General features: G+C 69.2%; 16 protein-coding genes and 4 pseudogenes. 8 read left to right on the top strand and 12 right to left on the bottom strand.

Going from position 1 to position 23881, the window contains the following annotated elements:
• Positions 1-252, top strand: a pseudogene (locus ACH492_RS39600) (hypothetical protein); the annotation flags it as partial.
• Between the two features lie 333 nt (positions 253-585).
• Here ACH492_RS39600 and ACH492_RS39595 read toward each other — a convergent pair.
• A complete protein-coding gene (locus ACH492_RS39595) occupies positions 586-4812 on the bottom strand; it encodes an AMP-binding protein (RefSeq protein WP_398994233.1) in 4227 nt (1408 codons plus the stop codon).
• Between the two features lie 71 nt (positions 4813-4883).
• Positions 4884-6482 (bottom strand): acyl-CoA carboxylase subunit beta, encoded by a 1599-nt coding sequence (locus ACH492_RS39590; protein ID WP_398994231.1) that lies wholly within the window; start codon positions 6480-6482, stop codon positions 4884-4886.
• A gap of 717 nt (positions 6483-7199) precedes the next feature.
• Here ACH492_RS39590 and ACH492_RS39585 point away from each other — a divergent pair.
• The 3 genes from ACH492_RS39585 to ACH492_RS39575 all read left to right on the top strand — a co-directional run bounded on the left by ACH492_RS39585 (position 7200) and on the right by ACH492_RS39575 (position 8299).
• A complete protein-coding gene (locus tag ACH492_RS39585; protein WP_398994236.1) occupies positions 7200-7727 on the top strand; it encodes an MFS transporter in 528 nt (175 codons plus the stop codon).
• Complete coding sequence (locus ACH492_RS39580; protein ID WP_398994229.1) at positions 7724-7954, top strand: hypothetical protein; 231 nt, start codon at positions 7724-7726, stop codon at positions 7952-7954. Before ACH492_RS39585 ends, ACH492_RS39580 begins: the two co-directional genes overlap by 4 nt.
• Before the next feature lie 171 nt (positions 7955-8125).
• On the top strand, positions 8126-8299 hold the full coding sequence (locus tag ACH492_RS39575; RefSeq protein WP_398994227.1) for a hypothetical protein: 174 nt from the start codon (positions 8126-8128) through the stop codon (positions 8297-8299).
• 24 nt (positions 8300-8323) lie between these two features.
• On the opposite strand, the gene ACH492_RS39570 is transcribed toward ACH492_RS39575, so the two are convergent.
• From ACH492_RS39570 to ACH492_RS39555, 4 genes are all read right to left on the bottom strand, one after another.
• Positions 8324-9004 (bottom strand): AMP-binding protein, encoded by a 681-nt coding sequence (locus tag ACH492_RS39570; protein WP_398994225.1) that lies wholly within the window; start codon positions 9002-9004, stop codon positions 8324-8326.
• A complete protein-coding gene (locus ACH492_RS39565; RefSeq protein WP_398994223.1) occupies positions 8929-9954 on the bottom strand; it encodes an AMP-binding protein in 1026 nt (341 codons plus the stop codon). Before ACH492_RS39565 ends, ACH492_RS39570 begins: the two co-directional genes overlap by 76 nt.
• A gap of 475 nt (positions 9955-10429) precedes the next feature.
• Positions 10430-11692: a PucR family transcriptional regulator gene (locus tag ACH492_RS39560; protein ID WP_398994221.1), complete on the bottom strand. Its 1263-nt coding sequence runs from the start codon at positions 11690-11692 to the stop codon at positions 10430-10432.
• Between the two features lie 966 nt (positions 11693-12658).
• Positions 12659-15466: a penicillin acylase family protein gene (locus tag ACH492_RS39555; protein WP_398994219.1), complete on the bottom strand. Its 2808-nt coding sequence runs from the start codon at positions 15464-15466 to the stop codon at positions 12659-12661.
• Between the two features lie 212 nt (positions 15467-15678).
• Between ACH492_RS39555 and ACH492_RS39550 the strand changes: the two genes are divergently transcribed.
• Complete coding sequence (locus ACH492_RS39550; protein WP_398994218.1) at positions 15679-16293, top strand: TetR/AcrR family transcriptional regulator; 615 nt, start codon at positions 15679-15681, stop codon at positions 16291-16293.
• A 399-nt stretch (positions 16294-16692) separates the two neighbouring features.
• Positions 16693-17772: an AraC family transcriptional regulator gene (locus tag ACH492_RS39545; RefSeq protein ID WP_398994216.1), complete on the top strand. Its 1080-nt coding sequence runs from the start codon at positions 16693-16695 to the stop codon at positions 17770-17772.
• 12 nt (positions 17773-17784) lie between these two features.
• Here the strand turns inward: ACH492_RS39545 and ACH492_RS39540 are convergent, their stop codons facing one another.
• The 4 genes from ACH492_RS39540 to ACH492_RS39525 form a co-directional block, all read right to left on the bottom strand.
• On the bottom strand, positions 17785-18222 hold the full coding sequence (locus tag ACH492_RS39540) for an aldehyde dehydrogenase family protein (RefSeq protein WP_398994235.1): 438 nt from the start codon (positions 18220-18222) through the stop codon (positions 17785-17787).
• A 340-nt stretch (positions 18223-18562) separates the two neighbouring features.
• Complete coding sequence (locus ACH492_RS39535) at positions 18563-19438, bottom strand: SDR family NAD(P)-dependent oxidoreductase (protein WP_398994214.1); 876 nt, start codon at positions 19436-19438, stop codon at positions 18563-18565.
• Positions 19435-20781 carry a flavin-containing monooxygenase gene (locus ACH492_RS39530; RefSeq protein WP_398994212.1) on the bottom strand — a complete coding sequence of 449 codons (1347 nt, stop codon included), beginning with the start codon at positions 20779-20781 and terminating at the stop codon, positions 19435-19437. Before ACH492_RS39530 ends, ACH492_RS39535 begins: the two co-directional genes overlap by 4 nt.
• 122 nt (positions 20782-20903) lie before the next feature.
• Positions 20904-21059: a hypothetical protein gene (locus tag ACH492_RS39525; protein WP_398994238.1), complete on the bottom strand. Its 156-nt coding sequence runs from the start codon at positions 21057-21059 to the stop codon at positions 20904-20906.
• Between ACH492_RS39525 and ACH492_RS39520 the strand changes: the two are divergent.
• A pseudogene (locus tag ACH492_RS39520) lies at positions 20982-21511 on the top strand (DUF4396 domain-containing protein); the annotation flags it as partial. The gene ACH492_RS39525 and the pseudogene ACH492_RS39520 sit on opposite strands and share 78 nt — an antisense overlap.
• A gap of 142 nt (positions 21512-21653) precedes the next feature.
• Here ACH492_RS39520 and ACH492_RS39515 read toward each other — a convergent pair.
• A pseudogene (locus ACH492_RS39515) lies at positions 21654-21914 on the bottom strand (IS5/IS1182 family transposase); the annotation flags it as partial.
• A gap of 118 nt (positions 21915-22032) precedes the next feature.
• On the opposite strand from ACH492_RS39515, the pseudogene ACH492_RS39510 reads away from it, so the two are divergent.
• Positions 22033-23088, top strand: a pseudogene (locus tag ACH492_RS39510) (IS110 family transposase); the annotation flags it as partial.
• A 194-nt stretch (positions 23089-23282) separates the two neighbouring features.
• On the opposite strand, the gene ACH492_RS39505 reads toward ACH492_RS39510, so the two are convergent.
• Positions 23283-23708 (bottom strand): IS5 family transposase, encoded by a 426-nt coding sequence (locus ACH492_RS39505; protein ID WP_398994210.1) that lies wholly within the window; start codon positions 23706-23708, stop codon positions 23283-23285.
• Positions 23709-23881 lie beyond the last annotated feature (173 nt).

Here is a 23881-nt window from a genome sequence, read left to right as displayed (position 1 = left end):
GCGGGCGGCCGGGCTCAGGAACTCGAAGCCGAGATCACCGACCGTAGCAAGGCCAACACTATGGAGTGGCAGACCACGAAAGGCCCCGACCTGGCAGGAACCTTCACACTGCTCCCCATCGACCGAACGCACACCCGAATCCAGGCCCGGATCGAATACGACCCAGACACCGTCAAAACTTTGTCGCAGTCGATCTTCGCCCGACCCCCGCGTACCCGACCGATCTCGGAGCGCGGCGAACGCACACGATAACTCTCGAATCTCCGCCAACAACAGCAACAGACGCATTCGTTACCGACGACTCGTCAGGGCACAAAGAACTTCACACCATCCACCGGTGCATCCCAGCGCTCCGATGACCTGCCGGCAACTCCCCCGGGGCAGGCGAACGCGTCATCGAGCTGTCCAGCCACTGCGAGTCGCCGTGCCCGTGAAATGGCACGCGACGCCAAGCGCGCTATCGCGGTGGTGTGGCGTGACCCCTGGCGGGCTTCGAGGACCGTCGTTCAGGCGGCCGAGGGCCCCATCTCCGGAGAGCACTCGGCGTAGCGGAGTGGTCGGCGCGCTCACCCACGTATCAGCTGGTCAAGCCATGTCTTCCTCCGCGCCCGGTCGGCCGAACGGGTCCTTGTGCTCGATGTCGTCGGTCCAGTAGCCGTACCGGTCACCGAGCACCGACAGCAGTGCCTGTGGGTCGAGCGAGCCAGGGCGAATGACGAGGCCGAAGCCGCGCGCGGTGCTCACGGCAGCCACGGCCAGGGTGTGAGTGCAGGGCACGTTCCGTGAATGCCTCAGCAGGAACAGGAGGGTCGTCGGAACGTTCAGGGGCCTGCATGGCGGCGAGGCGGCTCGGTGTTCCTCGGAGTCGTCCGGGGACGGATGCAGACCCTGCTGCTGGGCGCGATGGTTTCCGACCGCGTTGGCGATGGCGGTCAGCAGGTGCCAGTCGCGCCACCCTTCCTGTCTCAACTGCGTGACCGTGCGCCGGAAGCCGGAGTCCGCGGCCAGGCGGGGAAGGGTGTAGCGCACGATGGGGAGCATGACGGCATAGCGGTTGCGGACGGTCTCGAGGGCTGCCTCGTGCTCATAGCCGAGTCCAGGCCCGGTCCGAGCCGGCAGGACAGCCGGTTTCGCCTGGCCCCGCGGCGTGCCTGCTCCGACGGCTGGGTCGGCGAGTGCAGCCATCGTCTGGTAGTCGTCGGGTCCCAGGAAATCAGCCAGTTCGTCGTAGGGTCGGCCGACGAGGAGCTTGTGCCAGAGGCCGCCGGCGAGCGCCTGCTCGACGAGGTGCATGAAGGCCTCGTCGGAGAGCAGTGACTGGGAGAGCACCACCCTGATCAGGGCAGTGAGCAGACGGGATGGCTCTGTTTCCAGGTCCGCGGGGTCGGCCGTGGGCAGGCGCAGCCTCCACCGGTTGATGTCCCGGCCTGCGCTCTGGCCGCAGACAGCGGGCTGGTCGTGCGGCAGGGTGGCGTCTGCGCGGATCTCGACGCTGACGCGTCCGGGAAGGAACAGCGGGTCCTGTGTGGCGAGTTCGCCGAGGAATACCTGGAGTGCTGCGGTGTAGCGTTCCGCGGCCAGCACCGACAACCGTTCGTTCGGGCAGGTGATCTCCCAGTCGACGCCGAGCGCGTTCCAGGCATAGCGGCGTGTGGGGCGGACGTCGCTGAAGGGCCGCCCCACACCGTGTGCATCAGCCTCTTCGGCGTACGCCTCTTCGGTTGTGGTGGGGACGTCGGCGGTCGGGGCGAGCATCTCGTCTATGACGGTGTCCATACCCACCGAGGCGGTGATCGCGCGGAGCAGGGGGACGAAACCGGGCCGCACCGCGCCGGCCACGCGCAGGGTGAGCGCCTGGTCGGCCATCATCTCCCAGACGTAGGGGGAGCGTTCGTTGTTGTACGGCTCGTCGCAGTAGTCGGTTTGTGCCATGAGGCCGATGCAGAACAGGCGGGTGGCGGAGATCCAGTTTCCGGCCTGGCGGTCGTACTGGGCGGCATGGATGATGCCGCGGGAGACGAAGCGGCTGAGTTCGGGGCTGGGCGCGGACTTTGCGGCGGTGGCGGCTGCGAGCGCGTACTGCTTGGCGGCGATGGGCAAGCCGAGTTCGCTGTAGAGGCGCGCGCACAGCAGCAGCATGATCAGGCCGCCCTCGATCGTTTCGCCGCGCAGCCAGTTGGCCTTGGCTTCGTGGATCTCCTGGAGTGCTTGCGGAAGGCGGCCGCTCTTGATCAGGGCGTGGCCGCGGGACTGGGCGCGTTCGCCTCGTGCAGTCTGGCCGGTGACCCGGTCGGTGGCCTGGTCGAGCAGGTCACGGACCTCGCGGTACAGCGGATGGTCCACCAGCACGGGGGTGAGGTAGTCGAAGAGGTCGGCGGTGTGCTCGATGGGGAACAGCGGCGCATAGTCCAGGTGGCGGCCCAGCCGCAGCAGGATACGCATGCCGGTGTCGAGGTCCATGAGCGGCGGCCCTGTCTGCAGGGCAGGTACCGGTTCACCGGCTTCCACCGCTTCGACGACGGCTGCGGTGACCTCCGCGACGGTCGGCAGGTCCTCAGGCACGGATCGAGGTTCGGCGGTCATGTCGGCATGCAGGGCCAGACGGGCCCGCATGGCCAGCAGATGGGCCATGGCGTTGGCGGGCGGGTCCGCCTCCAGCAGGCGGTCGGTCTTGTCGGCCAGCAGGCGCTGCCAGCCGCACAGGTCGTCTGCGTTCAGGGCGGTGAGGCCGCGCAGCAGTGCGCCGAATCCGTATCCGAGAAGCACGACGGCGTCCTCGAGGATTCCCGGGTCGGTGAGGGTGTCGTCGGCGGTGACCGTGTCGAAGAAGTCGCAGGCCAGCTGGTCCGCCGGATGCATGTCGCCGAGGCCGCGCAGGGTTGCCACGACGATCTCGTAGCGGGCCCGCAGAGCGGTGTGCTCCCCCGCCGCGGCGGCCAGCAGAGCACGTGCGTGGCCGATCCATTCCGGCAGATCCGCCCGGGCCTCGTCGTGGAAGGTGGCGTGGCGCAGCGGGGCCCGCAGGTCAACCAGGTCGCCCAGGGTGCGGGCCGGCTCGTCGTTCGCCTGCCATCGCCGGCGGGCTTCGGCATACCAGTCGGGCAGTTCACCGGCTCCATCCGGGCGCGGCGGAACGAGGTCGGAGGGCAGGTGGAGGTACTGGACGGCGAGGTAGAACAGGTCGTAGTCGGCGAGGTGAAGGGCGAGGGCGGCCGCGTCCCAGATCTCCAGGTCGACCTGATGTGCGCGGGCAGCTTCTTCGATCAGGTCGTGCCGCTTCCTGGTGGGCACGGCGGTCACCGTGAAGTAGATGACGCGGTCAACGGGGGTGCCCTGACCGCAGATTGATGCGAGGTCCTTTCGGATCTTGCCCGGGACGCCGGTGGCCTGGATGGTGCAGGCCATCACCACCCGGTGGGTGGAGGCCAGCGATGCGTACAGGGACGTGCCGGGCGGGAGGGCGCCGTCGTGCACGGCGCCGAGGTCGCCTGTGCGCAGCCATCGACCGTCCACACCGGGGATGCGCGCCTGGAACGTTTCCTTGGAGGTGTTCGGGCGGTTCCGGTATGCGGCGGCGACGTTCGGCCCCTGTACCCGGATCTCGCCGACCTCACCGTCGGGCAGGAGAGCACCGGTTTCCGGGTCGGCGATGAGGATCCGCTGCCCGACCGGGGTGCCGCAGGTGACGAAGTGCGCGGCCTGCGGATCGTCCGAACCGACGGCCACGATCTTGTCTCCGGCGAGGGCGTCGCGGTCGACGGCCACATGGGTGGGCACGCTGTCCGGCGGATCGGCGGAGACAAAGACGGTGGCCTCGGCCAGGCCGTAGGAGGGACAGTGAGTTTCGGGCCGCAACCCGCTGGCGGCAAACGCCTCGTGGAAGCGTTGCACGGTCTGCCAGCGGACGGGCTCACCTCCGTTGATCAGGCATTTGACCCGGTGCAGCCGCAGCGATTCCGCCTCGCGTGCGCTGACCCGCCTGGCGCAGTAGTCGTAGGCGAAGTCCGGTGCGGCGCTCAAGGCCCCGGGGTACTGGGCGAGCAACCGGAGCCAGCGCGCCGGCCGGTACAGGAACGCCGTCGGGTCCATCAGGACGGAGGGGAAGCCTCCGGTCAGGGGCGCGGCGACGCTCAGCACGAGCCCCATGTCGTGGAAGAGCGGCAGCCAGCCGACGGCGGTGGTGAAACGGCGGCCGTCGACGTAGGCGTCGACCGCCTGGCGTGCGTTGGCGACGATGTTGCGGTGGCTGACGACTACTCCTGCGGGCGTCCGCGTTGATCCTGAGGTGTACTGCAGATAGGCGGGCGAGTCGGGGTCGGTCGATGGTGTGCCGGCCGGCGCCGCTCCCCCTGCCGCCTCGGTGGCGTCGCGATGCCGGTCCACGGCGATCACCACCGCCTCGCGGCAGTACCGGTCGGCGAAGGCCTGGACGGATGGCATGGTGGCCGAGTCCGTGAGCAGGCACTGCGGCGCGGCGTCGGCGAGGACGGCGCCGAGCCTGCCCTGATGGCCAAGCAGGGCGGGGGTGAACAGCGGGACCGCGACCACGCCCGCGTACAGGCAGCCGAGGAATGCGGCAACGTAGTCGAGTCCCTGCGGCAGCAGCAGGGCGGCGCGGTCGCCGGGACGCGCGGTCCGTGCGATGCGGGCCGCCACCGCGAGGGCGCGAGCACGCAGACGGCTCCAGGTCAGCGACCGGCGGGAACCGGTCATGTCACCGTGAGGGAACTCGACGGCGGCCAAAGCCCACTCGGTGCCGCGGTGGGCGGCCCAGTGGTCCAGGTGATCGGTCAGCAGCGGGGCGGCAGGCATGACGGCTCCGTGAGGTGTTCGTGGGCGTTGGGGGGTTGGGACGCCCGGGCTGGAAGGGCCCGGCAGAGAAGTCACAGGGGGATGTTGCCGTGCAGCCGTTGCGGGTCCGGGCGGCGCTTGCCACGCACCGCGCGCAGTGCGCGGACGATCCGCGGGCGGGTCTCGTGCGGAGGTATGACCGCGTCGAGGTAGCCGCGCTCGGCCGCGGGGTATGGCGAGGCGAAGTCGCGCTCGTAGTCGGCGACCAGTTCCGCGCGCAGCCGTTCCGGATCCTCGGAGTCGGCGAGGGCACGGCGGTGCAGGATGCTCACCGCCCCCTGCGCGCCCATCACGGCGATCCGGGCGGTGGGCCAGGCGAGGTTGACGTCGGCGCCGAGGTGTTTCGATCCCATCACCGCGTAGCCGCCTCCGTATGCCTTGCGGACGACGATGGTGATCTTGGGGACGGAGGCTTCGGCGTAGGCGTAGAGCAACTTGGCGCCGTGGCGGACGATGCCGTTGTGCTCCGGCTGCACCCCGGAGATGTAACCGGGGACGTCGACGAAGGTGAGCAGCGGGATGCCGAAGGCATCACAGAAGCGGACGAAGCGCGCGGCCTTCTCGGAGGCATCGATGTCCAGGGCTCCGGCCAGGTGCAGGGGCTGGCTGGCGACGATCGCGACGCTCGCGCCCTCCACCCGGCCGAAGCCGCAGACGATGTTGGGCGCGAAGCGCTCATGGACCTCGAGGAACTCTCCGTCGTCGAGGACCTGGTGGACCAGGGCGCACATGTCGTACGCCTGGTTGAGGCTGTCGGGTACGAGGCAGTCCAGGCGCCGGTCCTCGGGGGTGACGGACAGGTCGGCCGGTGCGTGGTAGCGCGGTGGTGATTCGGCGTTGTTGGACGGGAGGTAGGACAGCAGTATCCGGACGTAGTCGAAGGCGTCGTTCTCGTCGGACGCCAGGTAGTGCGCGTTGCCGTTGACGCTCGCGCTGGTGAGGCCGCCGCCGAGCTCTTCGACGGTGGTCCGCTCCCCCGTCACCGACTTGATGACCTCTGGGCCGGTGACGAACATGTGCGAGATGCCCTCGGCCATCACGGTGAAGTCGGTGAGCGCGGGCGAGTAGGCCGCGCCTCCGGCGCAGGGCCCCAGGATCAGGGAAATCTGCGGGATGACGCCTGAGGCGCGGACGTTGCGGCGGACCAGCTCGGCGTAGTGCGCGAGAGCGACGACGCCTTCCTGGATCCGGGCTCCACCGGAGTCGTTGAGCCCGATGACCGGGCATCCGGTCTTGAGCGCGTGGTCCATGGCCTTGAGGACCTTCTCGCCGAACGCCTCTCCCATGCTGCCGCCGAAGACTGTGGCGTCCTGTGCGAACACCACGACCGGCCGCTCGCCGATGGTTCCGTGGCCCACGACGACCCCGTCGCCGTCGCGCCGGTCGCCCGCCATGCCGAAGGCGGTGCAGCGGTGCCGGACGAATGCGTCGGTCTCGGTGAACGAACCCTTGTCGAGCAGCCGGGCGATCCGCTCCCGCGCGGTGAGCCGGCCGCGAGCGTGCTGGCGCTGCACGGCTGCCTGCGATCCGCCCGTGCCGGCCTGTTCCCGGCGTCTGACCAATTCGCGGCAGTGCTCCGCCGTACTGCGCGCCGGTGTTTCACCCGGTTCGGCCGAGGTAAGTCCTGTCATCTATAACGCCTTCTCCGTCTGACATTCCCGGGAATGCCGGGGACGGCAAGAATCCAGGAAGGGATCTCGCTGCCGGAAGTCGGGTCAGTGACAATTCGGCCGGAAGATTCTGTCACCGTGTTGACAGACGGCAGGGCTCATCCGTGCCGGGCACCGCGCTTCCCGGCGGGGCCGTAGAGGTCCTGACATTCGTGGAGGCTGCGGACACGGAACTCCGAGCACTCATGCGCAGGATGATCACCATTCCAATCGGGCGCCGGACTGTCGAGTACCGCGAAGTGCTCCGTGAATGACAAAGAATCCGCCTGCCCTTGTCACGGTGGAACGAATTGCCGCATGCCCCGGCAATAACCGATCGGAAACGGTTAACTTGCCGCTGCCAAGTCCGCGATACCGGGAGAGGAAGCGTCATGAGCGGTTCGCGCTCATGGGCCGTCATGACAGTGATCGCACTCGGCGGCTTCATCACGACCCTGGACAACACCGTGGTCCATGTGGCCCTGCCTGCGGTCCAGCGCGATCTGGGACTGACGCTCGACGGGCTGGAGTGGGTCGCCACCAGCTACGTCCTGGCCTTCGGAACGCTCCTGCTGCTCGGCGGCCGACTGGCCGACCTGATCGGAGGCGCCCCGTCCTGGCCGCCGGGCTCGTCGTCTTCACGGCCGCGTCCGGGCTCGCCGGAGTCGCCCGTAGCGGTGCCGAACTCATCGGCGCCCGCTGCCTGCAGGGCCTCGGAGCCGGCTGGTCATCCCCGCGTCGCTCGCCGTGATCGCCTGCGACCTGCCCGAGCGGCGGCGCACCTCGGCGGTGGGGCCGTGGACGGCCGCGCTCGCTGTCGCCCTCGCCTCCGGGCCAGTCGTCGGCGGTTACCTGACCGATCGCTGGGGCTGGGCCTGTGTTTTTCTGCTCAACCTGCCATTCCGCGCCATGGCCGCGCTCCTCGCCCTGGCCGTTCCCGCGGCCGCACCCCGCCGCAGGCCCCGGCTGCTGAGCGCGCTCGACCTGCCAGGGGTACTGCTGTCCGGTGCGGCGCTGTACTTCCTGACCCATGGGCTGATCGAGGGCGGAACCCAGGGCTTCGGGTCCGCGCCGGCCCTGGCCTCCCTCACCACCGCCGGGATCACCGGCCTGGCGTTCATTGCCGTGGAGGCCCGCACCTTCCTGCCGCTGGTCGATCTCACGACCTTCCGCAGCCGGTCCTTCAGCGGTGGCATCAGCGCCCAGGTCATGTGGGGCACCGGGTGAACGGTGTCTTCTTCTACACCGCCCTCTACCTGCAGCGCACCCTTGGCTTCTCGCCGACCGAGGCGGGGCTCGTCTTCCTCCCGCTGGCCGCCGTGCTGCTGGTGGCCGCCCCGGTGGCCGAACGCCTGTCCGCGTCGGTGGGCACGCACCGGGTGATCTCCGTCGGCCTAGCCATGGTCGCGGCGGGGCTGGTGTGCATATCGGCGACCGGAGCGACCGCCTCCTAAGCGGACCTGCAGCCCGGACTGATCCTCATCGGCGCGGGCTCGGGCCTCACCACGCCGCTGACCGTCTGCTCCATCACGGGAGTCCCGGCCGCCCGCTCCGGCACGGCTTCCGGAGTCATCAACGCGGCACGGGAGGTCTCCGGGGTCTTCGGAGTGGTACTCGTCGGTGTCGTGATCACCCGCCGGGAAAGCAGCGCGCTGCGCCACGGCTCGTCACCCGGCGAGGCGTTCCTCGGCGGGTACGAGACGGGACTGCGCCTGGCCGCCGCACTGGTGCTGTGCGGAGCCGTCATCACGGCGGTGACCTTGCCCCGGAATGGCCGGCACCGCAGGGCGCAAGCGTGAACGGGACCAGGCAGGGCGGTGACGTCACCCGTCCGGGTCCTCGCGCAGCAGCCGACGCAGCAGCACCTCCCCGGGCACGTCACGGGGCAGCGACGCGGCCCAGAACTGCACGAGCATCGGCACCTTGTAGGCGGCAAGCCGCTGCCTGCAGTGAACCCGCAGGGTCTCCGCGGTGAGCACCGCTCCGGCCCGCGGCACCACGCACGCCTTGACAACCTGCCCCAGCTCCGGGTCGGGTGCGGCGACCACCGCCGCCTCCGCCACCGCTCCGTGCGCCAGCAACGCCTCCTGCACCTCCGAGGGGTGGACGCAGAAGCCGCCTACCTTGATGACGTCACGCCTGCGGCCGATGACGGTGACGTACCCGTCGGGGCTCATCACCGCGATCTCACCGGTGAGCAGCCAACCGTCCCGCAGCACCCGCTCAGTGCCCGCCTGGTCTCGCCAGTAGCCCAGGAACACCTGGGGGCCGCGCACCGCCAGCTCCCCCGCCCTTCCAGGCGGCAGCGCACGTGAGGGGTCGTACTCGTCGGCGATGCGCACATCGGTGCCGGGGAGGGGGATCCCGACCGTGCCCGCGCGGGCGTTGGCGTTGAACGGATTGCACAGGACCACTGGCGCGGCTTCCGTCAGCCCGTAGCCCTCGACGAGTTCGGCTCCGGTCTCGGCCCGGAAGCGGTCGACGGTCTCGGGCGGCAGCCGCATCGCCCCGAGACGCAGATGCGCAGCGGCCTCAGCGCTTCGCGCTCCTCGGCGGGCCGACCGAGGAGCGCGTCGAAGGCCTGCGGGACCCCGGCCAGGAACGTGGGCTTCCAGCGGCGGGCCGAGCGCAACAGCGACTCGGCGTCGGAATCCGGATGCAGCACCATCCGCGCCCCCGCCAGGACACCGACGTGCAACGCCAGGGTCAGGCCGTACAGGTGGCAGAACGGCAGCACGGCGATCCACGTCTCCCGGCCATCCCGCAGCTGCGGATACCAGCTGCGGATCTGGTGCGCGTTGGCGACCAGGTTGCGATGGCTCAGCATGACCCCCTTCGACGCGCCCGTGGTGCCGCCGGTGTACTGCAGGACCGCGGCCCGGTTCGCGGGAACGTCTTCGGCACGGCGCCCCGGCGTGGGGCGCGAGCGGAGCAGCCGCGTGTACGGCACGGCGTCCGCGGTTTGGTGCCCGGCGACGCCCAGCCGGGCGCACAGGGCTCTGGAACGGGCCAACGGCATCCGCAGCAGCCATCTCAGCCGCAGCGGCAGCTCATCGCTCAGAGATGCGCTGACGACATGGCGGATCACGCAGTGGGGCCGGACGGAGGCGACTTTCTCGTAGGCGCCGTCGTACACGACGGCCACCACGGCCCCCGAATCCACGAGCTGACGCTGCAGCTCGCTCCTGGTGTACCGGGGATCGACCGGTACCGCCACCGCTCCGAGCCTGAGCGTCCCGTAGTAGGCGGTGACGAACTGCGGGCAGTTCGGCATGATGAGCGCGACCCGGTCACCTGCGCGCACGCCGAGCCCGGCCAGGCCCGCGGCGAAGCACTCGGCCGATCGAGCGAGCGCCCGGTAGCTGGTGCGGCGACCGAAGAACACCAGGGCGGTGCGGCGGCCGAAACGGGCCGCGGCCTGGTCGAGCAGCGCGGTGACGGGAATGTTGGGCACCCGGGGACGACGGCGTGTTCCGACGGGGTAATGGCGGAACCAGGGCCGTTGCCGCCCGTTGCCGCCTACCCGCGCCAGGGGGATACCCGAGTGCTTCGCCGTGTCATGTCTAGCCATCGCCAGCCTTTCTCCGCCCTACTCCAACGGTGGCTCACGACGGCATCCGGCGTCCTGTCCCACAAGCGCAGAACTCGACGGCGGACTTGTGCGGAGCGGATGATCAGCCGATGGGGAAGGGCCCGGCATCGCGCTCCGCCAAAGGGATTTCCGGCATCTCGTTACACACGAGCCGCCTTCTTGCCGAAGCCTGGCCTGTCAGAGGCTTGCCGTCCTTCGCCATAAACGACGCCCACACCATCTTGTTGAGCTGACGCACGCATGCCCGACATCGACCAACGTGTGGAGCTACTGAGTTGCCAACGCCCGCTCTCGGGGACAGAGCCCGGAAAACGCGCCAATCGAGCCGGATCAATCGTCATCTCTGCGAGTTACGCCTGTCGCGAGGGCTTGAGGGAAGCTGCCCCCTAGGTATCTGATGCGCGCCCGGGGCCTTGAAGAGGCGGTTGACGCGCAAGGCGAGTTCCATGTCGAATCGCCATGCGGAATCGTGGAGAAGATCCCCGAAGAGTTCCTTGAGTTGGCGCATGCGGTAGCGGACCGTCTGGGGATGGACGCAGAGCCGCTCTGCAATCTCGGGCATGGAACCGCCCGTGGCGAGCCAGGCGAGCAGCGTTTCCGCCAGGCGTTCGTTGACCTGGGGGAAGTCCTCGAGGCATCGCTGGACCAGGATCCGTGCCGCGTCCTCGTTGCCGAGGAGCAGCAGAGTGGACAGACGGTCCTCGCAGTAGATCTGTCTTTCGCCCGGGAAGAAGCCGCGGCGCAGCAGGGACAGTGCATGAAGTGCCATGCGCAGCGAGGAGGGTGCGCTGGCCAGGGGGACGGCGGGGCCGACCGCGAACCCCACGTCGTGCAGCCCCCGGCGCAAGGTCTCCATCCGACCGGGACCTTCGGGATCGGGGATCAGCAGGCACGGATCCGGCCGCTCCAGATCCATCAGCACGTCGGGACCGAGGGCGGGGCTGACGACGTGGTTCGAACTCCATTGCTCGTGGAGTGCGACGCAGGCGACGGTGGTCGGCAGCTTCCACCGCGCCTCACCAGCAAGCTGGTGCAGGCTGCGCGGAGCGGTGACGGCCGGCTCGGCGAGCAGCAGTTCCAGCAGACGGCCTCGTCTGCGCTGAACCAGGTCGACCGTGCCGGCGGACAGTTCGGCGTAGGCCTCGACGGAGTGCGCTGAGATCTCCTCGATGTAGGCGAAGATCGCCTCGGCCAGGACGTACAGCTGCTTGGGCGCCACCCCCGCCTCGTGACCGACGCGCGCGAAGCGTCGCCAGGCGACCCGGGCGCCGATGCGGTAGGCCAGTTGCAGCACGTCCAGGCTGCGGCCTTCGAGGTATTCGCCGCGGCCCAGCGACCGGTAGACCTTGATGCCCTGATCACGTGGCGCGGCGGGGTCGCGGAGTTGCTCGACGAACTGGCGCAGTCCCTGCTCAGCCCCGAGCCGGATGCCCTCGCCGAACTGCCCCTGGAGGGGCCGGGTGAACTCCGGGACACAGGTACGGATCTCCTCGACGATCTCGTCGGCCAGCGACGGCAGCTCGGGCCGGAGGATCCCGGCAAGATCGGGGCTCAGGGCCGCCGTCCGCGCCGGGGAGGATGTGGTGAATCGATCGATCATGTCAGCCTCGATAATCAGGTCATATAGCTGCTGACCGCGCCCTCCCGCGTTGGCCCATGGGCCGGAATTCGCGGCCGGTGAGGAACGAGATCCGTGGCGTCAGTCGAGATGGCGCGGACCGCCGAGAAGCCAGCCCGCAAGTCGCCGGCCGCGGGAACACCGCCAGACGAAAAACGCCGTGACCGCGCCGGCGCCGCAATACTCACCACCTGGGCGAACGAGACGTCCTGCGGCCTCCTCGGGTCTCCCCTGCCACGCAGGCGCGATCCAGCCGAGACCAGCGCAACGCTCTGCCGGCACTCCGCTGTATGTCCCGTGGGCGCTTGGAACCGAGTGAGCCACCAGGTGCGAGAGGCTCGCTGCCCGCCAGGAGACCACCATCCCCATCGCCGCGAGCAAAGCGTGGCTGTGATCACGGTGCCTACCTCTGCCCCGAAGCGGGGCAGAAGTGCCCGTTGCCGATGGAGGTCCGCTTCGGTGTCGTCGAGGGTCTCGACCAGGTGGTGCAGCCGCGGGCAGGGCGAGGACTGGGTCGCGTGAGTCCGGCGGGTGTGCAGCCTGCAGGCGCCGTAGGTTTGGTCGATGGCTTCGGGGAGTTGGTGAAGCCGATCCGGCCTGTGCAGGTGGCCAAGGACGTTCGTGCGATCGCGAGCGGCATTGGACCTGCACCGGGGGGGCGCCCGGTTTGCTCACCGGGAACGGCGAACGGAGTGGGCGGCCTTTCGTCGCCGATGACCCCCGATTTCGGCTGGGGCGGCCCAGAGCCATTCCGGGCCGGCCCCAGCATCGTCGCGGCGTCAGGGCGCGATCGGTGCTCCTGTCACCGGGTAGTGGTCTGTAGTTGTTGAACGTGGCGTTTCCGTGGGCCGGACGCGGCTCCGGGAATTGCGGGGCAACGCGGTGCGCATGTCACACCTCAAATCGAGTGGGGGGCGGAGCCCCGGCTCCGGTCGTGTGCGAGAGCCGCTAGCGGTGGGAGGGGAATTCGACGACTTGCTGGTAGGTGGGCCGGTTCTGCCAGGAGATCCGGTCGTGGGTGATGCCTCCGAGCGGCCGTTGCACAATGGTGTCGGCGCACCACTGGTCACCGGCGGAGCAGCCGCCGTCGTCGCCCGGGTAGACCTGGTTTGCCGGCAGGGCCACGGCCTGCTTGAGGGAGTCCAGCAGCACCGCGTGGCAGGTGTCGAGGTCGCCGCCGCCGCAGTACTGACGGGCAAGGCCGCCCTTGACAGGCCTGCCGAGCACGCTGCGCAGATCTTTGTCGACGTAGGACCACCAGCCGTACTGGAACGCGCTTCCGGCATGCGAACCAGTGGGGCCGACGCCCGCTGAGGGCGATTCGTCGGTGGGGAGGTTGGCGGTCAGAGCTTGGTACAGGTTGTCGCCGAGGCCGGGCTGGAACTCGGCCTTGACCAGCAGCGGCCACCAGGCGTCCAGGATGCGGATGGCGTCTGAGTCGGCGTAGGTGTGGGAGCCGGGTGAGCTCTCGCGGCGCTTGCTCCCGTGATCGTTCCAATCGGTGAGCTTCCGGACGGCGCGGGACAGTTGCGGATCGGTGATCGGCTTTGTGCGCAGCACCGCGAGGAGCTTCGGCAGCACGTCCTCGCCGCGCAGGTCGGTGACGGCCGCGTCGGCCATCGCCTGGGTGAGGGAAGCGCGGGTGACTCCGCCTTGCTGGACGAGGCGTTTCACTCGGTCATCGAGGAGGTTGCCGCGGTGGACCGAGCCGTTGCCGAACCCGGCCGCGGCGTAGTCGTCGGCCTGCTTGTTGTTCCAGGAGATGTAGTAGTCCTGGTTGACCGACTGCGGGTGCTGCGCGGCTGGGGTGTAGTCGGCGGTGTTGTCGGTGGGGTCGAAGTTCCGCCACTCGTAGGCGGGTTCGGCCTTGATGGGCAGTGCTGCGTCAACGTTTGCGGCGCGGGCCGGGTTGGTGCCGGAGTTGTAGTAGGCGGTGTCCTTGGAGTCGGCGTAGAACCAGTTGAATGTGTAGTCGATGTGCTGGACGGCGCCTTGGAAACTCGCCGCGTCATGCACATGGCCGGGGTCGTTGAGCATCTGGAAGCCGATGAGCGAGTCGGCTTCGTGCCGGTAGGAGCTGCGCAGGGTGGTGTATGCGACCGGTTTGCCGCTTCGTGTGGCGCGGTACGCCACGATGCCGTAGTCGGTGCGGTAGGTCCGCATCCGGTACGAGCCGGCGGCGGTGGAGTCGGCGACCGTCGGCGTCCAGGAGTTGCCGTGTTCGAGCTTCTCCATGGGCACGCATTTTCCGTGCGACAGGTAGGAGGTGGAGTCCTTCGTGGGTGTGCCACCGTTGCGGTCGCACAGTTCCACGGCGTAGGTGTCGGTGACGTCCTGGTTCGCGCTGGTGGCGCTCCAGGCATAGTCCTGGCCCCGGCCGAGCTGTACGTACATGCTCAGGCCGGCGAAGGAGGCGCCGCGAGCGCTGATCCCCGGGCCCTGGAGCTCCTGCAGCATCAGCAACTGGGGGGCGAAATACCCGGTCTGCGGCCCGAAGACGGCGACCGGATGCCCGCTCTTGGTATGCCTGCCGGAGACGACCAACGCGTTGGACATTCCCTTCCGGGGCGTGGAGAGCAGGTCGGCCGGGAGCACGCCGTTGTCGAACACGCCTCGCAGCGGCGTGAGCTTCGCCGGCGCCTTGACCAGCGTGTGGGCCGGCTTGGGGGACCCGGCGGAGCCGGTGCGGTCGTAGACGATCGGCTCGGGGACGACGGAGCCGGGGTCGGGCAGTGCGACGCCCTGTGGTTTGGCGGGCTTGTCCGCGTAGGGGAACGACTGCCCGTCGTGCAGGGTCTGCACGGCCTCGGGGTCGTTGCGTTCACGGAACGATTCCCAGACCTCGGTGCCCTCGGCGACCCCGTACTTGTCCTGCGCCGCCCTGAGCGACAGCGCGGCCTGCACCTCACCGCCGCCACCGGAGCCGAACATCGCGCCCACGACCGAGCCCAGCGCGATCAGGTCGGTCACCTTGAACGGCTCGATGTCCCCTACGTTGGTGACGGGGTCGACGTGCCCGGTCAGGTCATACTCGCCGGGGAAGTAACGGCCGGGCTTCGCCTTGCCGATGTAGGCGTTGATGCCGGCCACATAGCTCTGCATGTCAGCCAGCACCTGCCTGCCGCGTTCGCCGCCTGCTGCCGCCATCCGGTCGACCTGCCGCTGAAGGTCTTCCTCGGTGTAGGGGGCCACGCGCCAGAAGCCCTGCTCCAGGCCCTGGTTGGCCGGAGCGCCGCCGGCGAACGACGTGAGTCGGCCCCGGCCCAGATGCCGGAACACGTCCATGAGCCACAGCCGGTCCTGCCCCGCGGCATATCCGGCGCCGAACTCGGTGCCCGAGCGGGTGGTTCCCTTGATGTGCGGGAGGCCCATCGCCTTGTCCCGTGTGATGGTGACGTCCGAGCGCGGTTTGGCGACGGAGGCGACCTGGTCCGGCGCCACACCCAACGCGGCCTTGTTGTAGAACTTGCCGAGGGTGGCGTCGGTGAGCGACGGATAGCCGTCGGCCAGAGCCCCGTACCGGCCGAGCTGGTCGTCGGCGTGCGGGGGGCGGGTGCCGAACATACGGTGCGCCAGGATGTCGGCCAGAGTGGCGTTGCCGTTCTCGCCGGGGGGCAGGATGTCGCTGCACTGCTCCCCGCAGTAGTCGGTCACGGGCGGGCCAGCGAGGGCCTGCGGGGTAGGGGCCGCCGCCATGCCCGCGCTCAGCAAGAGCAACGCCGCGGCCGTTCTCAGAATGACGGAACGTAATCTCATACCAGAACCTCCTGGGGGGTGCAGAGGACCGTACTTGCTGGCGCCCCCCCTGTAAAGATGAACGCGAATCATGTTTACTTTACGGAGGGAGAACCGCTGCCGGGCGAGCCCACCCCTCGGTCGCAGAAGGGGGCGACCGGCGTAACTCCCGCCCGGCGTCCGCCACTTATGACACGAGGGAAACGATCATCGACCACTTCTCCGCCAGCGGGTTGCGCAAAGCGCCCCAACAGGCACGCAGCAAGGCACGCGTCGAAGCGATCCTGACCGCCGCGCGGCAGATCCTGGACGCCGGAGGATTCGAGGCGCTGACGATCCGTCGGGTCGCCGACGAGGCAGGGGTGCCGACAGGAACCGTGTACCAGTTCTTCGAGGACAAGTCCGCACTGCTGACGGCGGTCGTGCGGCAGTACATGGAGGGGTCCTCCGCTGCGATGGCCGCACTGGTGGACCAGGCGAGCACAGCGCCCTGGCCCGAACTGGTCGACAGCGTCCTCGACGGCTACGTCGAGCTGTATCGCCGCAATCCCGGTTACCTGTCCATCCGGATAGGCCGGCACCTCACCCCCGAACTGCTGGCGACCGACGCCGCCAACAATGACGCGGTCGCGGACGGAGTACGGCACATCCTGGTGACACGGGAGGGCCTGACCGACAGTCCGGCGCTCACCACCGCCTGCCGGGCCGGGGTGTACGCCGCCGAAGCACTCCTGCACTTGGCTTTCAGGACGGACCCGGAAGGAGACCCGACGACACTGGCAGAGGCCAAGCGCGTCGTGACGCTCTACCTCACGGACGTCCTCGCCGACCCCCGCTACCGGTCCTGATCTGTCACGCGCCTGTTGTTTCCAGGTGCGGACCAGCCGACTCGAATACAGATCCGGTAAGGGAAACCGAGGAGGCCGGCGATGACAAGCACAAGTCACTCATGCCGACTGAGCGCCCTCAATCTGCCGACGCCGCGGCTGGAACCTCGTGTTCGCGCACCTCCACTACAACGCTCTTCGGCACCGTCGTGGATGCGATGTTCGCGGGATGCCACCCGGCGATTCCGACGGGATGCGGGGAAGCGTCGGCACGGGAAATGCTGCAGGCCGAGCTCGGCGGCTCCTCGCTGCCAGATCATGCACACCTCGGGAAGACCGAAGAACGAGAACAGGTGCTGCCAGAGCCCACCTCACCTTCTCCTGTGTGCAGCGAGCAACACCCTGGTCACAAGGAACGCCATGCCCCACAGCCCCGCCCCGGCGCACTCTTCGGGAACCAGTCGCAGCACCTCGGCGACCATTCCGCCGAACATCCTGCGCTACCTCGCCCCGGTCGCCGAGGGGTGCGGCGTCGACCTCCAGCCCGAACTGACCCGCGTGGGGCTGGACGAGACCGTGATGCGCTCGGCCGCACTGCGGGTCTCCTACCGGCAGGGCAGCGCCGTCATCCGCCGCGCGGTGGAGCTCACCGGCGACGCGCACCTGGGCCTGCGGGTTGGTGCCGCGCAGCACCTGACCGCCTGGGGTCTGCTCGGCTTCGCCCAGATGGCCGCCGACACCCTGCGGGACGCCATCGAGACGGGTGTGCGTTTCCAGAACCTGTCCGGGACCATGATGGTCTGGTCGGCCGGGCCGGAGAACGCCGGATATGTGCTGCGGGCCGACCTGCCCGACCCCGCCCTCGATCCGGCGGTCGCGGTTTTCCTGGCCGAGGAAGCGTTCGCCAGCGTCGTCACCCTCACACGCCTGAGCGCAGGAGACGATTTCGCCCCGCACAGCGTCGAGTTCGCCTTCCCCGCCCCACGCGACACGCGCCCGTTCACCGAGCTGTTCCGCTGCCCGGTGCGTTTTGCCGCCGCGGAGAGCCGCCTGGTGTTCCCCATGGCATGGGCCCGCCGGCCGATGCCGGGCCGTGACCCCGTCACCTACGCCGCGGTCATGGAACTGCTGGAGGAACAGATGGCATCGCGCCGCGGTCAGCAGGACCTGCTGGAGGTGCTGGAGGTCTCGATCGCGCAGAGCCTGCCCGACGTGCCGTCCTTCGTCGAGCAGGCTCGTCGGCATGCCTCCAGCGAGCGCACCCTGCGCCGTCGTCTGGCCGAGTGCGGCACGACGTACGAGGCGGTCGTGGACGGAGTGCGCCGCGAACGGGTCGAACAGCTGCTGCGCCGACCGGAGCTGACCTTGCGTGACGTCGCCCGGCAGGCCGGTTTCTCTGACATGCGTGCCCTGCGGCGTGCGGTGCACCGCTGGCACGGCGCGACTCCGGCGCAGCTGCGCGGGGAGGCCGGGAATTACGATGGGCGCGCCCGCACCTGAGCCGGGCGCCCGTCACTCAGTCAGCGGTGCGGATGCAGGCCGTCTTCTCCCTGCTGACTGCGCGAAGGCCTCCGTGGTTTTCTCCGCCCCGCCGAACCTGGACTGGCGTCCAGCCGCCGAGGGGGCGTGGTGATGTCGCCTTCGCCGTGGGCGCTGACCGGGATTATGTCGGCCTCGATGCCCTGCGCCAGTCGGATCGCCGTGTCGGTGTCGCCAGTCGACACGGAGGTGGAGCCCGTACTCGGTGGCGTTGGCCAGCCGGACCGGCTCGTCCTCGGTGGTGAAGGTGTGGACGGTGACGAGCGATCCGAACAGCTCCTTGGTAAGCACGTCGCTGTGCTCTGGGGCACGGCTGGTCACGGTGGGCGGGTAGTAGGCGCCGCGCGGCGGCAGACCGTGCGGCAATCCGCCGGTGTGGACGTGGGCTCCCGCGGAGCGGGCAGCGTCCACCGCCGCGACGCGGTCGAAGGGGCCCAACGGAAGGGCTCGATGGTCCCGGGTACGTCGCCCGTGCGGCACTCCGTGATCGGTTTCCCTGTGTCCTCCCTGTCAGCCTTGCCAGGATCTCGGCGTCGCGCTCCATCAGGGCGGACAGGTGCAGCAGCACCGCGGCACGCTCCCGCGGCGACTGCCCGGACCAGACACCGCTCCCGAACAGGCGGTACGCCCGCTTGGCCGCCGCCGATGCATGGCCCGCGCTCGGGCGGGCATCGTCGCGATCAGCTCGCCGGTCGCCGGATTCAGACGCGGAGCTTCTCGCCCGGGTCTGTGGAGTCCGTCTTCGTCCCGCTCATGCTTCCTCCACCAGTTCCCAACGACCGCCGACCTGCAGGACCAGTCCCCTGCGATGCAGGTCCTCGAGATAGCGGGCCATGCCCCGCTCGCCGCGCTTGCGGAACAGCGGGAAGAGCCTCGGCAGCAGGTTTGGCGCCAGCATCGCGAACCGGACCAGCCGGGACTCGCCGGGCCGGACGTAGGCCTCCAGGCGGGGCTTGTCCAGCAGGCTCACGACCGCCCGGACAACGTCCGCAGGTTGTTGCGGCCTTGCCTGGAACTGCATGGAGTTCCCGCCGTCGACGGCTTCCTGGCGGAGCATCCGGGTGTCGGTCGCTGACGGCAGCACCGAACCGGCCTTGATGCCCTTGCCCCGCAGATCCAGCCCGATGGCGAGCATCGCGCCGCGCAGCCCGAACTTGGACGCGGTGTAGATCGGGCTCTCGCCCAGCGGGAAGATCCCGCCCAGGGACACCGTGGTCACCACGCGCGGGTCACCGGAGGCCCGCAGCAGCGGTATGGCGATCCGCGTGGTGACCAGCGGGGAGAGCAGGTTGAGGTCGATCTCCTGCTCGATGCTCTCCACGCTGCGCACGTCGAAGCGTTCGGCGCTGGCCATGCCGACGTTGTTGACCAGGACGTCGATACGGCCGTGGGTGACGGCGACGCTGTCGGCCATCCGCTCCACCGCGGCGCGGTCCAGCAGGTCGCACCCCAGCCCCACGTGCCCACTCCCGGGCAGGTCGGCAGCGGTCCGCTCGGCCCGCACCTTGTCGATGTCGACCACGACGAGCCGGGCACCGCCGGAGGCGAACCGGTGACACAGGGCGCTGCCGATGCCGCCGGCGCCGCCCGTCACCACGACGGCCTTGTCACGGAGGTCGTACGTCACGGCGTCACCGCCTCCCGTCGCACGGACGTCACCCGAGGCCGCAGGCCCTCAGTGCGCCAGCCCATTCCGGCGGCGGTCTTGGTCAGGCACTTCACGATCGCGTCGCTGTGGACGTATCCGGTGTGGCGGGGCGAGTCGACGAACTTCAGTCCGCCGGACAGGTCCGGCCGGTCGTTGCGGATCATGCGGGCGAAGCGTTCGGCGGTCGGCAGCCCGCGCAGCGCGTCCTGGATGAAGGATGCGATCAACTGTGCCTGGGCATCGAAGAGTTGGTATGCCCCGGAGTTCGTCTCGACGAAACCGACGCCGAACAGGCCCTCGTGCTCACGGGAGAAGGAGGACAGGTACAGGTCCGGGTGCTGCTCGTCACCAAGGTACTTCTGCGCGGCAGGGACTTTGTGGATGTATCCGGTCGCCAGCAGGATCAGGTCGAAGTCGTCGCTGGAGCCGTCGGTGAAGTGCACTGTCCTCCCCTCGGTGCGGGCGATGCCGGGCCTGGCGGTGATGTCCCCGTGTTGCAGGTGGTGGATCAGCATCGAGTTGATGGCGGGGTGGGTCTCGAACAGTTTGTGGTCGGGCTTCTGCAGGCCGAGGCGGCGCGGGTCGCCGTTGACGAGCCGCAGAGTTGCGCCGAAGAGCCACTGCTCCAGCCACATCGGCAGGTGCGGGCCGCCGACGGCTATGGTGTCCACCGGCCGGCCGAACAGGTGCTTGGGGATGAACCAGTAACCGCGCCGCATACTGATCACCGCCCGGTCCGCGGACCGGGCCGCGTCGCAGGCGATGTCGAGGCCGGAGTTCCCCGCGCCGACCACCAGCACCCGCTTGCCGCGCAGTTCTTCGCTGCTGCGATAGGTGACGGTGTGGCGGATCTCGCCGGTGAAGTCGCCCGGAAGGTCCGGGACGTTGGGGTGCCACTGCGCGCCCGTACACATGACGACCTGCCGGTGCACACTCTCCCGCCCGTCGGCCCGGGTGACCGTCCAGGTGCCGTCCGGGTTCTTCTCCACGCTGCGGACCTCGGTGCCGAACTCGATCCGCTCCTTCAGCCCGTATGCCTCGGCAAACGACGTCAGGTAGGACAGAATCTGCCGGTGCGACGGATAGTCCGGGAAGTGGTCCGGCATCGGATAGCCGCCGAAGCCGGACAGCGTCTTGCTGGAGATGAAGTGGGCCGACTCGTACATCGGACTGCCCGGATTCTCGATGTCCCAGAGCCCTCCCGGCGCTGAGTGGCGCTCGATGTGCGTGTACGGCAACTCCCGCTCCGCCAGCGCCCTCGCCACCGCCAGCCCCGCGGGTCCCGCCCCGATCACACACGCGTCGTACTGGGTCTCGCTCACCAGTCCGCCTCCTTGTCCTGGCGCCTATCAGGCGTTGCCGGGAACCTATGCACCCGGCGCTCGGCGGGAACTGACCCGCGCGGCCACAGAGGGGACCTCAGCGGTCAGAGGACGGTCAGTTATCACCCGTAACCACCCAGCGGCTGCTGGCCGCCGACAGCGCCGACACCCTGTACGAATCGGGATTGGGGATGAAGGTCATCGACCACAGCGCTCACCACACCCACGCCGCGCACGACCACGCCACCCACGAAGGCCAGCAGGCTCACGCCAGCCACGCGATGCCTCATCAGGGACACGCGGAAGCGACCTGGGGCACGGCGGTCAAGGCGACGCTGCACTGCCTTGCCAGGACCGTGGTCGGCGCGTTGCCCCACAGCAGGGTGGTGCCGACGACCGTGCCCAGGATCCTGCCGATGGAGCATCCGGTAGATCGCGCTGGCGTTCCTCTTCGGGTACTCCTTCACCCTATTGGCGGTCCGCCGGGCAGGCCTGGACTTCAAGAGCGCGATCAAGGTCGCGCTGGCCGCCGACGTCTCCATCGCGGTGGGTGATGGAGACGGTCGACAACGCGATCGTCGCGCTCACCCCGGGCGCGATGGACTCTCAACTGTCCGGCGGGCTGTTCTGGTCAGCCCTGCTGGGCGGGTTTGCAGTCTCCTTCGTGATCACCATACCCGTGAACAAGTGGATGATCGGCAGTGGCAAGGGCCACGCCTACGTCGGCGCGGATCGTGGACGAGTGGCTGCCGGTCAAGGACTGGCCGACCGCCGCGGTCAAGGAGTGGCACAGCAGCGCGCCGGTGCCGTACTGGTGGACGTACGACTCTGCGCCCGGAGCGGGTGACTAGGGCGTGTATCGAATGTGCTGGTCACAGCCACTCGTTGATGGCCGCGATGAGGACGGTCGCTTCGTAGCGGACGGCGAGTTTCTCGTAGCGGGTGGCCACCGCCCGGTGCCTCTTGAGGCGGTTAATGCCGCACTCGACCGCGTGGCGCTCGTGGTAGTCCGCCTTGTCGAACTTCGGCGGGCGGCCACCGCGAGAGCCGAGTTTCTTGCGGTTGCGGATGTGGTCGGCCTTGTCCGGGATGGTGCAGCGGATGCCGCGCCGACGCAGGTAAGTGCGGTTCTTGCGGGAGGCGTACGCCTAATAGGCACGTGGGTTGGCCGTTGGTCAGTCCAGGCAGGGGCCCGGGCGGGACATCTGTGCTGTAAGCAGCACCGCGAGTGCTTCGACAAGAGGGATGCGCTCCCGGGGACTGCTGGTTGCCTGCCTGCGGGCCTCCGGGCGCCGGGTCTATGCGATCAATCCGATGGCCGTCGCCCGCTACCGCGACCGGCACGCCGTCTCCCGGAAGAAGTCCGACCACCAGGACGCCGTCGTCCTGGCGAACATCCTGCGCACCGATGCCTCGCTGCACCGCCCGTTGCCGCGGGACTCCGACCTGGTGAAAGCGATAGCCGTCCTCGCCAGAGCTCAGCAGGACGCGGTCTGGGACCGCACTCGCGCCCACAACCGGCTCCGATCCCACCTGCACGAGTATTACCCCGCGATCCTCGAGGCGTTTGCCGACAAGCGTGAGCGGCTGCTGTCCCGGGAGGCCCGCGCGATCCTGGCGATCGCGCCCACTCCGGCCGAGGCCACCCGGCTGACGCGCTGCCGACTGAGGACCGCCGTCACCAGGGCCGGACGCCAACGCCGCATCCAGGCCGAGACCGACCGGCTCCTTGAAGTGTTCCACCGGACCTGGCTCCGCCAGCCCGCCCTGGTCGAGAAGGCGATGGGACGGCAGACACTCGCCCTCCTCGCCCAACTCGACGCAGCCTGCCAGGCATGTGACGACCTGGCACGCGACACCGAGGAACTGTTTCTGCAGCATCCCGACGCGGAGATCATCACGAGTTTCCCCGGCCTGGCCACGCTCACCGGCGCGCGGATCCTCGCCGAGATCGGCGACGACCGCAGCCGGTTCACCCGGGCCGGCGATCTGAAGGCCTATGCCGGAAGCGCACCAGTGACCCGCCAGTCCGGCAAGAGCCGCCACGTCACCCACCGTCGGATCAAGAACAGCCGCCTGGCCTCGACCGGCCAGCACTGGGCGTTCGCCGCACTGACCGCCTCACCCGGCGCCCATGCCCACTACAACCGCCGACGGGATACCGGCGACCGCTACCACGCCGCCCTCCGCAACCTGTTCAACCGCATGCTCGGCCAGCTCCACCACTGCCTGACCAGCCACCAGAAGTTCGACGAAACAATCGCCTTCAGCACACCCGCCCCACCCCCGCTCACGACGGCGGCTTGACCTGATAGCCGCATGGGGTGTCTTGTCGGCCCGCACTCGGTCCGGCCGGGTACGCGGCCTGCCCGGCCCCGGACGACGCACGTGGATCTTCTTCAGAACGGGCTCGAACTGCGGAGAGTCCCCGCGTTGCCCGGCCGTGATCACGATCGACATGGGTTTCTGGCCCTGCTCGACAGCCAGGTGCAGCTTGGTGATCAGGCCGCCGCGCGAGCGTCCGAGCCCGTGGTCGTCCGGCTCGGTGTCGACGCCACCGGGCGATTCGACCTGCAGGTCCCCTTTTTCCGTGCCCCGGCGGCGCGCTGGTGGGCTCGGCAGACGGTGGAGTCGATGTTGATGTCCCAGGTGATCAGCCGCTTCGCATCGGCCTGGGCCTGCAGCTCGGCGAAGATGCGCTTCCAAGTGCCGTCCCGCTGCCAGCGGCGGAACAGGTCGTACACCCGGCCCCAGGGCCCATACCGCTCCGGCACATCCCGCCACGGCGTCCCGGTCCGCGTCCGCCACCGTATGCCGTCGATCAGCTGCCGCCTGGTCCATATCGTCGGCCGTCCTCGCTTCTTGCCTGTCGGCAACAACGGCTCCAGCCGCACCCACTGCGCATCCGTGAGATCTCCACGTGCCACAAAGCAAGATCATCTCCTGGCCGAGGGCGTGCGCTGGCGCCGCACCCGCTCCTGGACACGGTCGAAGGACCCGGACTTTGAGGGAAAAGGACGCGGATCATCGGCCTCTACACGAGTCCGCCCGATGGTGCGACGGTCGTCTGCGCCGACGAGCTCGGGCCGGTGATCCCGCG

The sequence above is a fragment of the Streptomyces sp. NPDC019443 genome, from assembly GCF_044389785.1.
Taxonomy (GTDB): domain Bacteria; phylum Actinomycetota; class Actinomycetes; order Streptomycetales; family Streptomycetaceae; genus Streptomyces.
This window is presented reverse-complemented; position numbering and strand designations above follow the sequence as displayed.

Bases quoted from the DNA above. Each gene is read 5' to 3' on its own strand.
- ACH492_RS39545 (WP_398994216.1), top strand. From the start codon at position 16,693: ATGCCCCACAGCCCCGCCCCGGCGCACTCTTCGGGAACCAGTCGCAGC.
- ACH492_RS39595 (WP_398994233.1), bottom strand. From the start codon at position 4,812: ATGCCTGCCGCCCCGCTGCTGACCGATCACCTGGACCACTGGGCCGCC.
- ACH492_RS39570 (WP_398994225.1), bottom strand. From the start codon at position 9,004: ATGCGGCTGCCGCCCGAGACCGTCGACCGCTTCCGGGCCGAGACCGGA.
- ACH492_RS39560 (WP_398994221.1), bottom strand. From the start codon at position 11,692: ATGATCGATCGATTCACCACATCCTCCCCGGCGCGGACGGCGGCCCTG.
- ACH492_RS39555 (WP_398994219.1), bottom strand. From the start codon at position 15,466: ATGAGATTACGTTCCGTCATTCTGAGAACGGCCGCGGCGTTGCTCTTG.
- ACH492_RS39590 (WP_398994231.1), bottom strand. From the start codon at position 6,482: ATGACAGGACTTACCTCGGCCGAACCGGGTGAAACACCGGCGCGCAGT.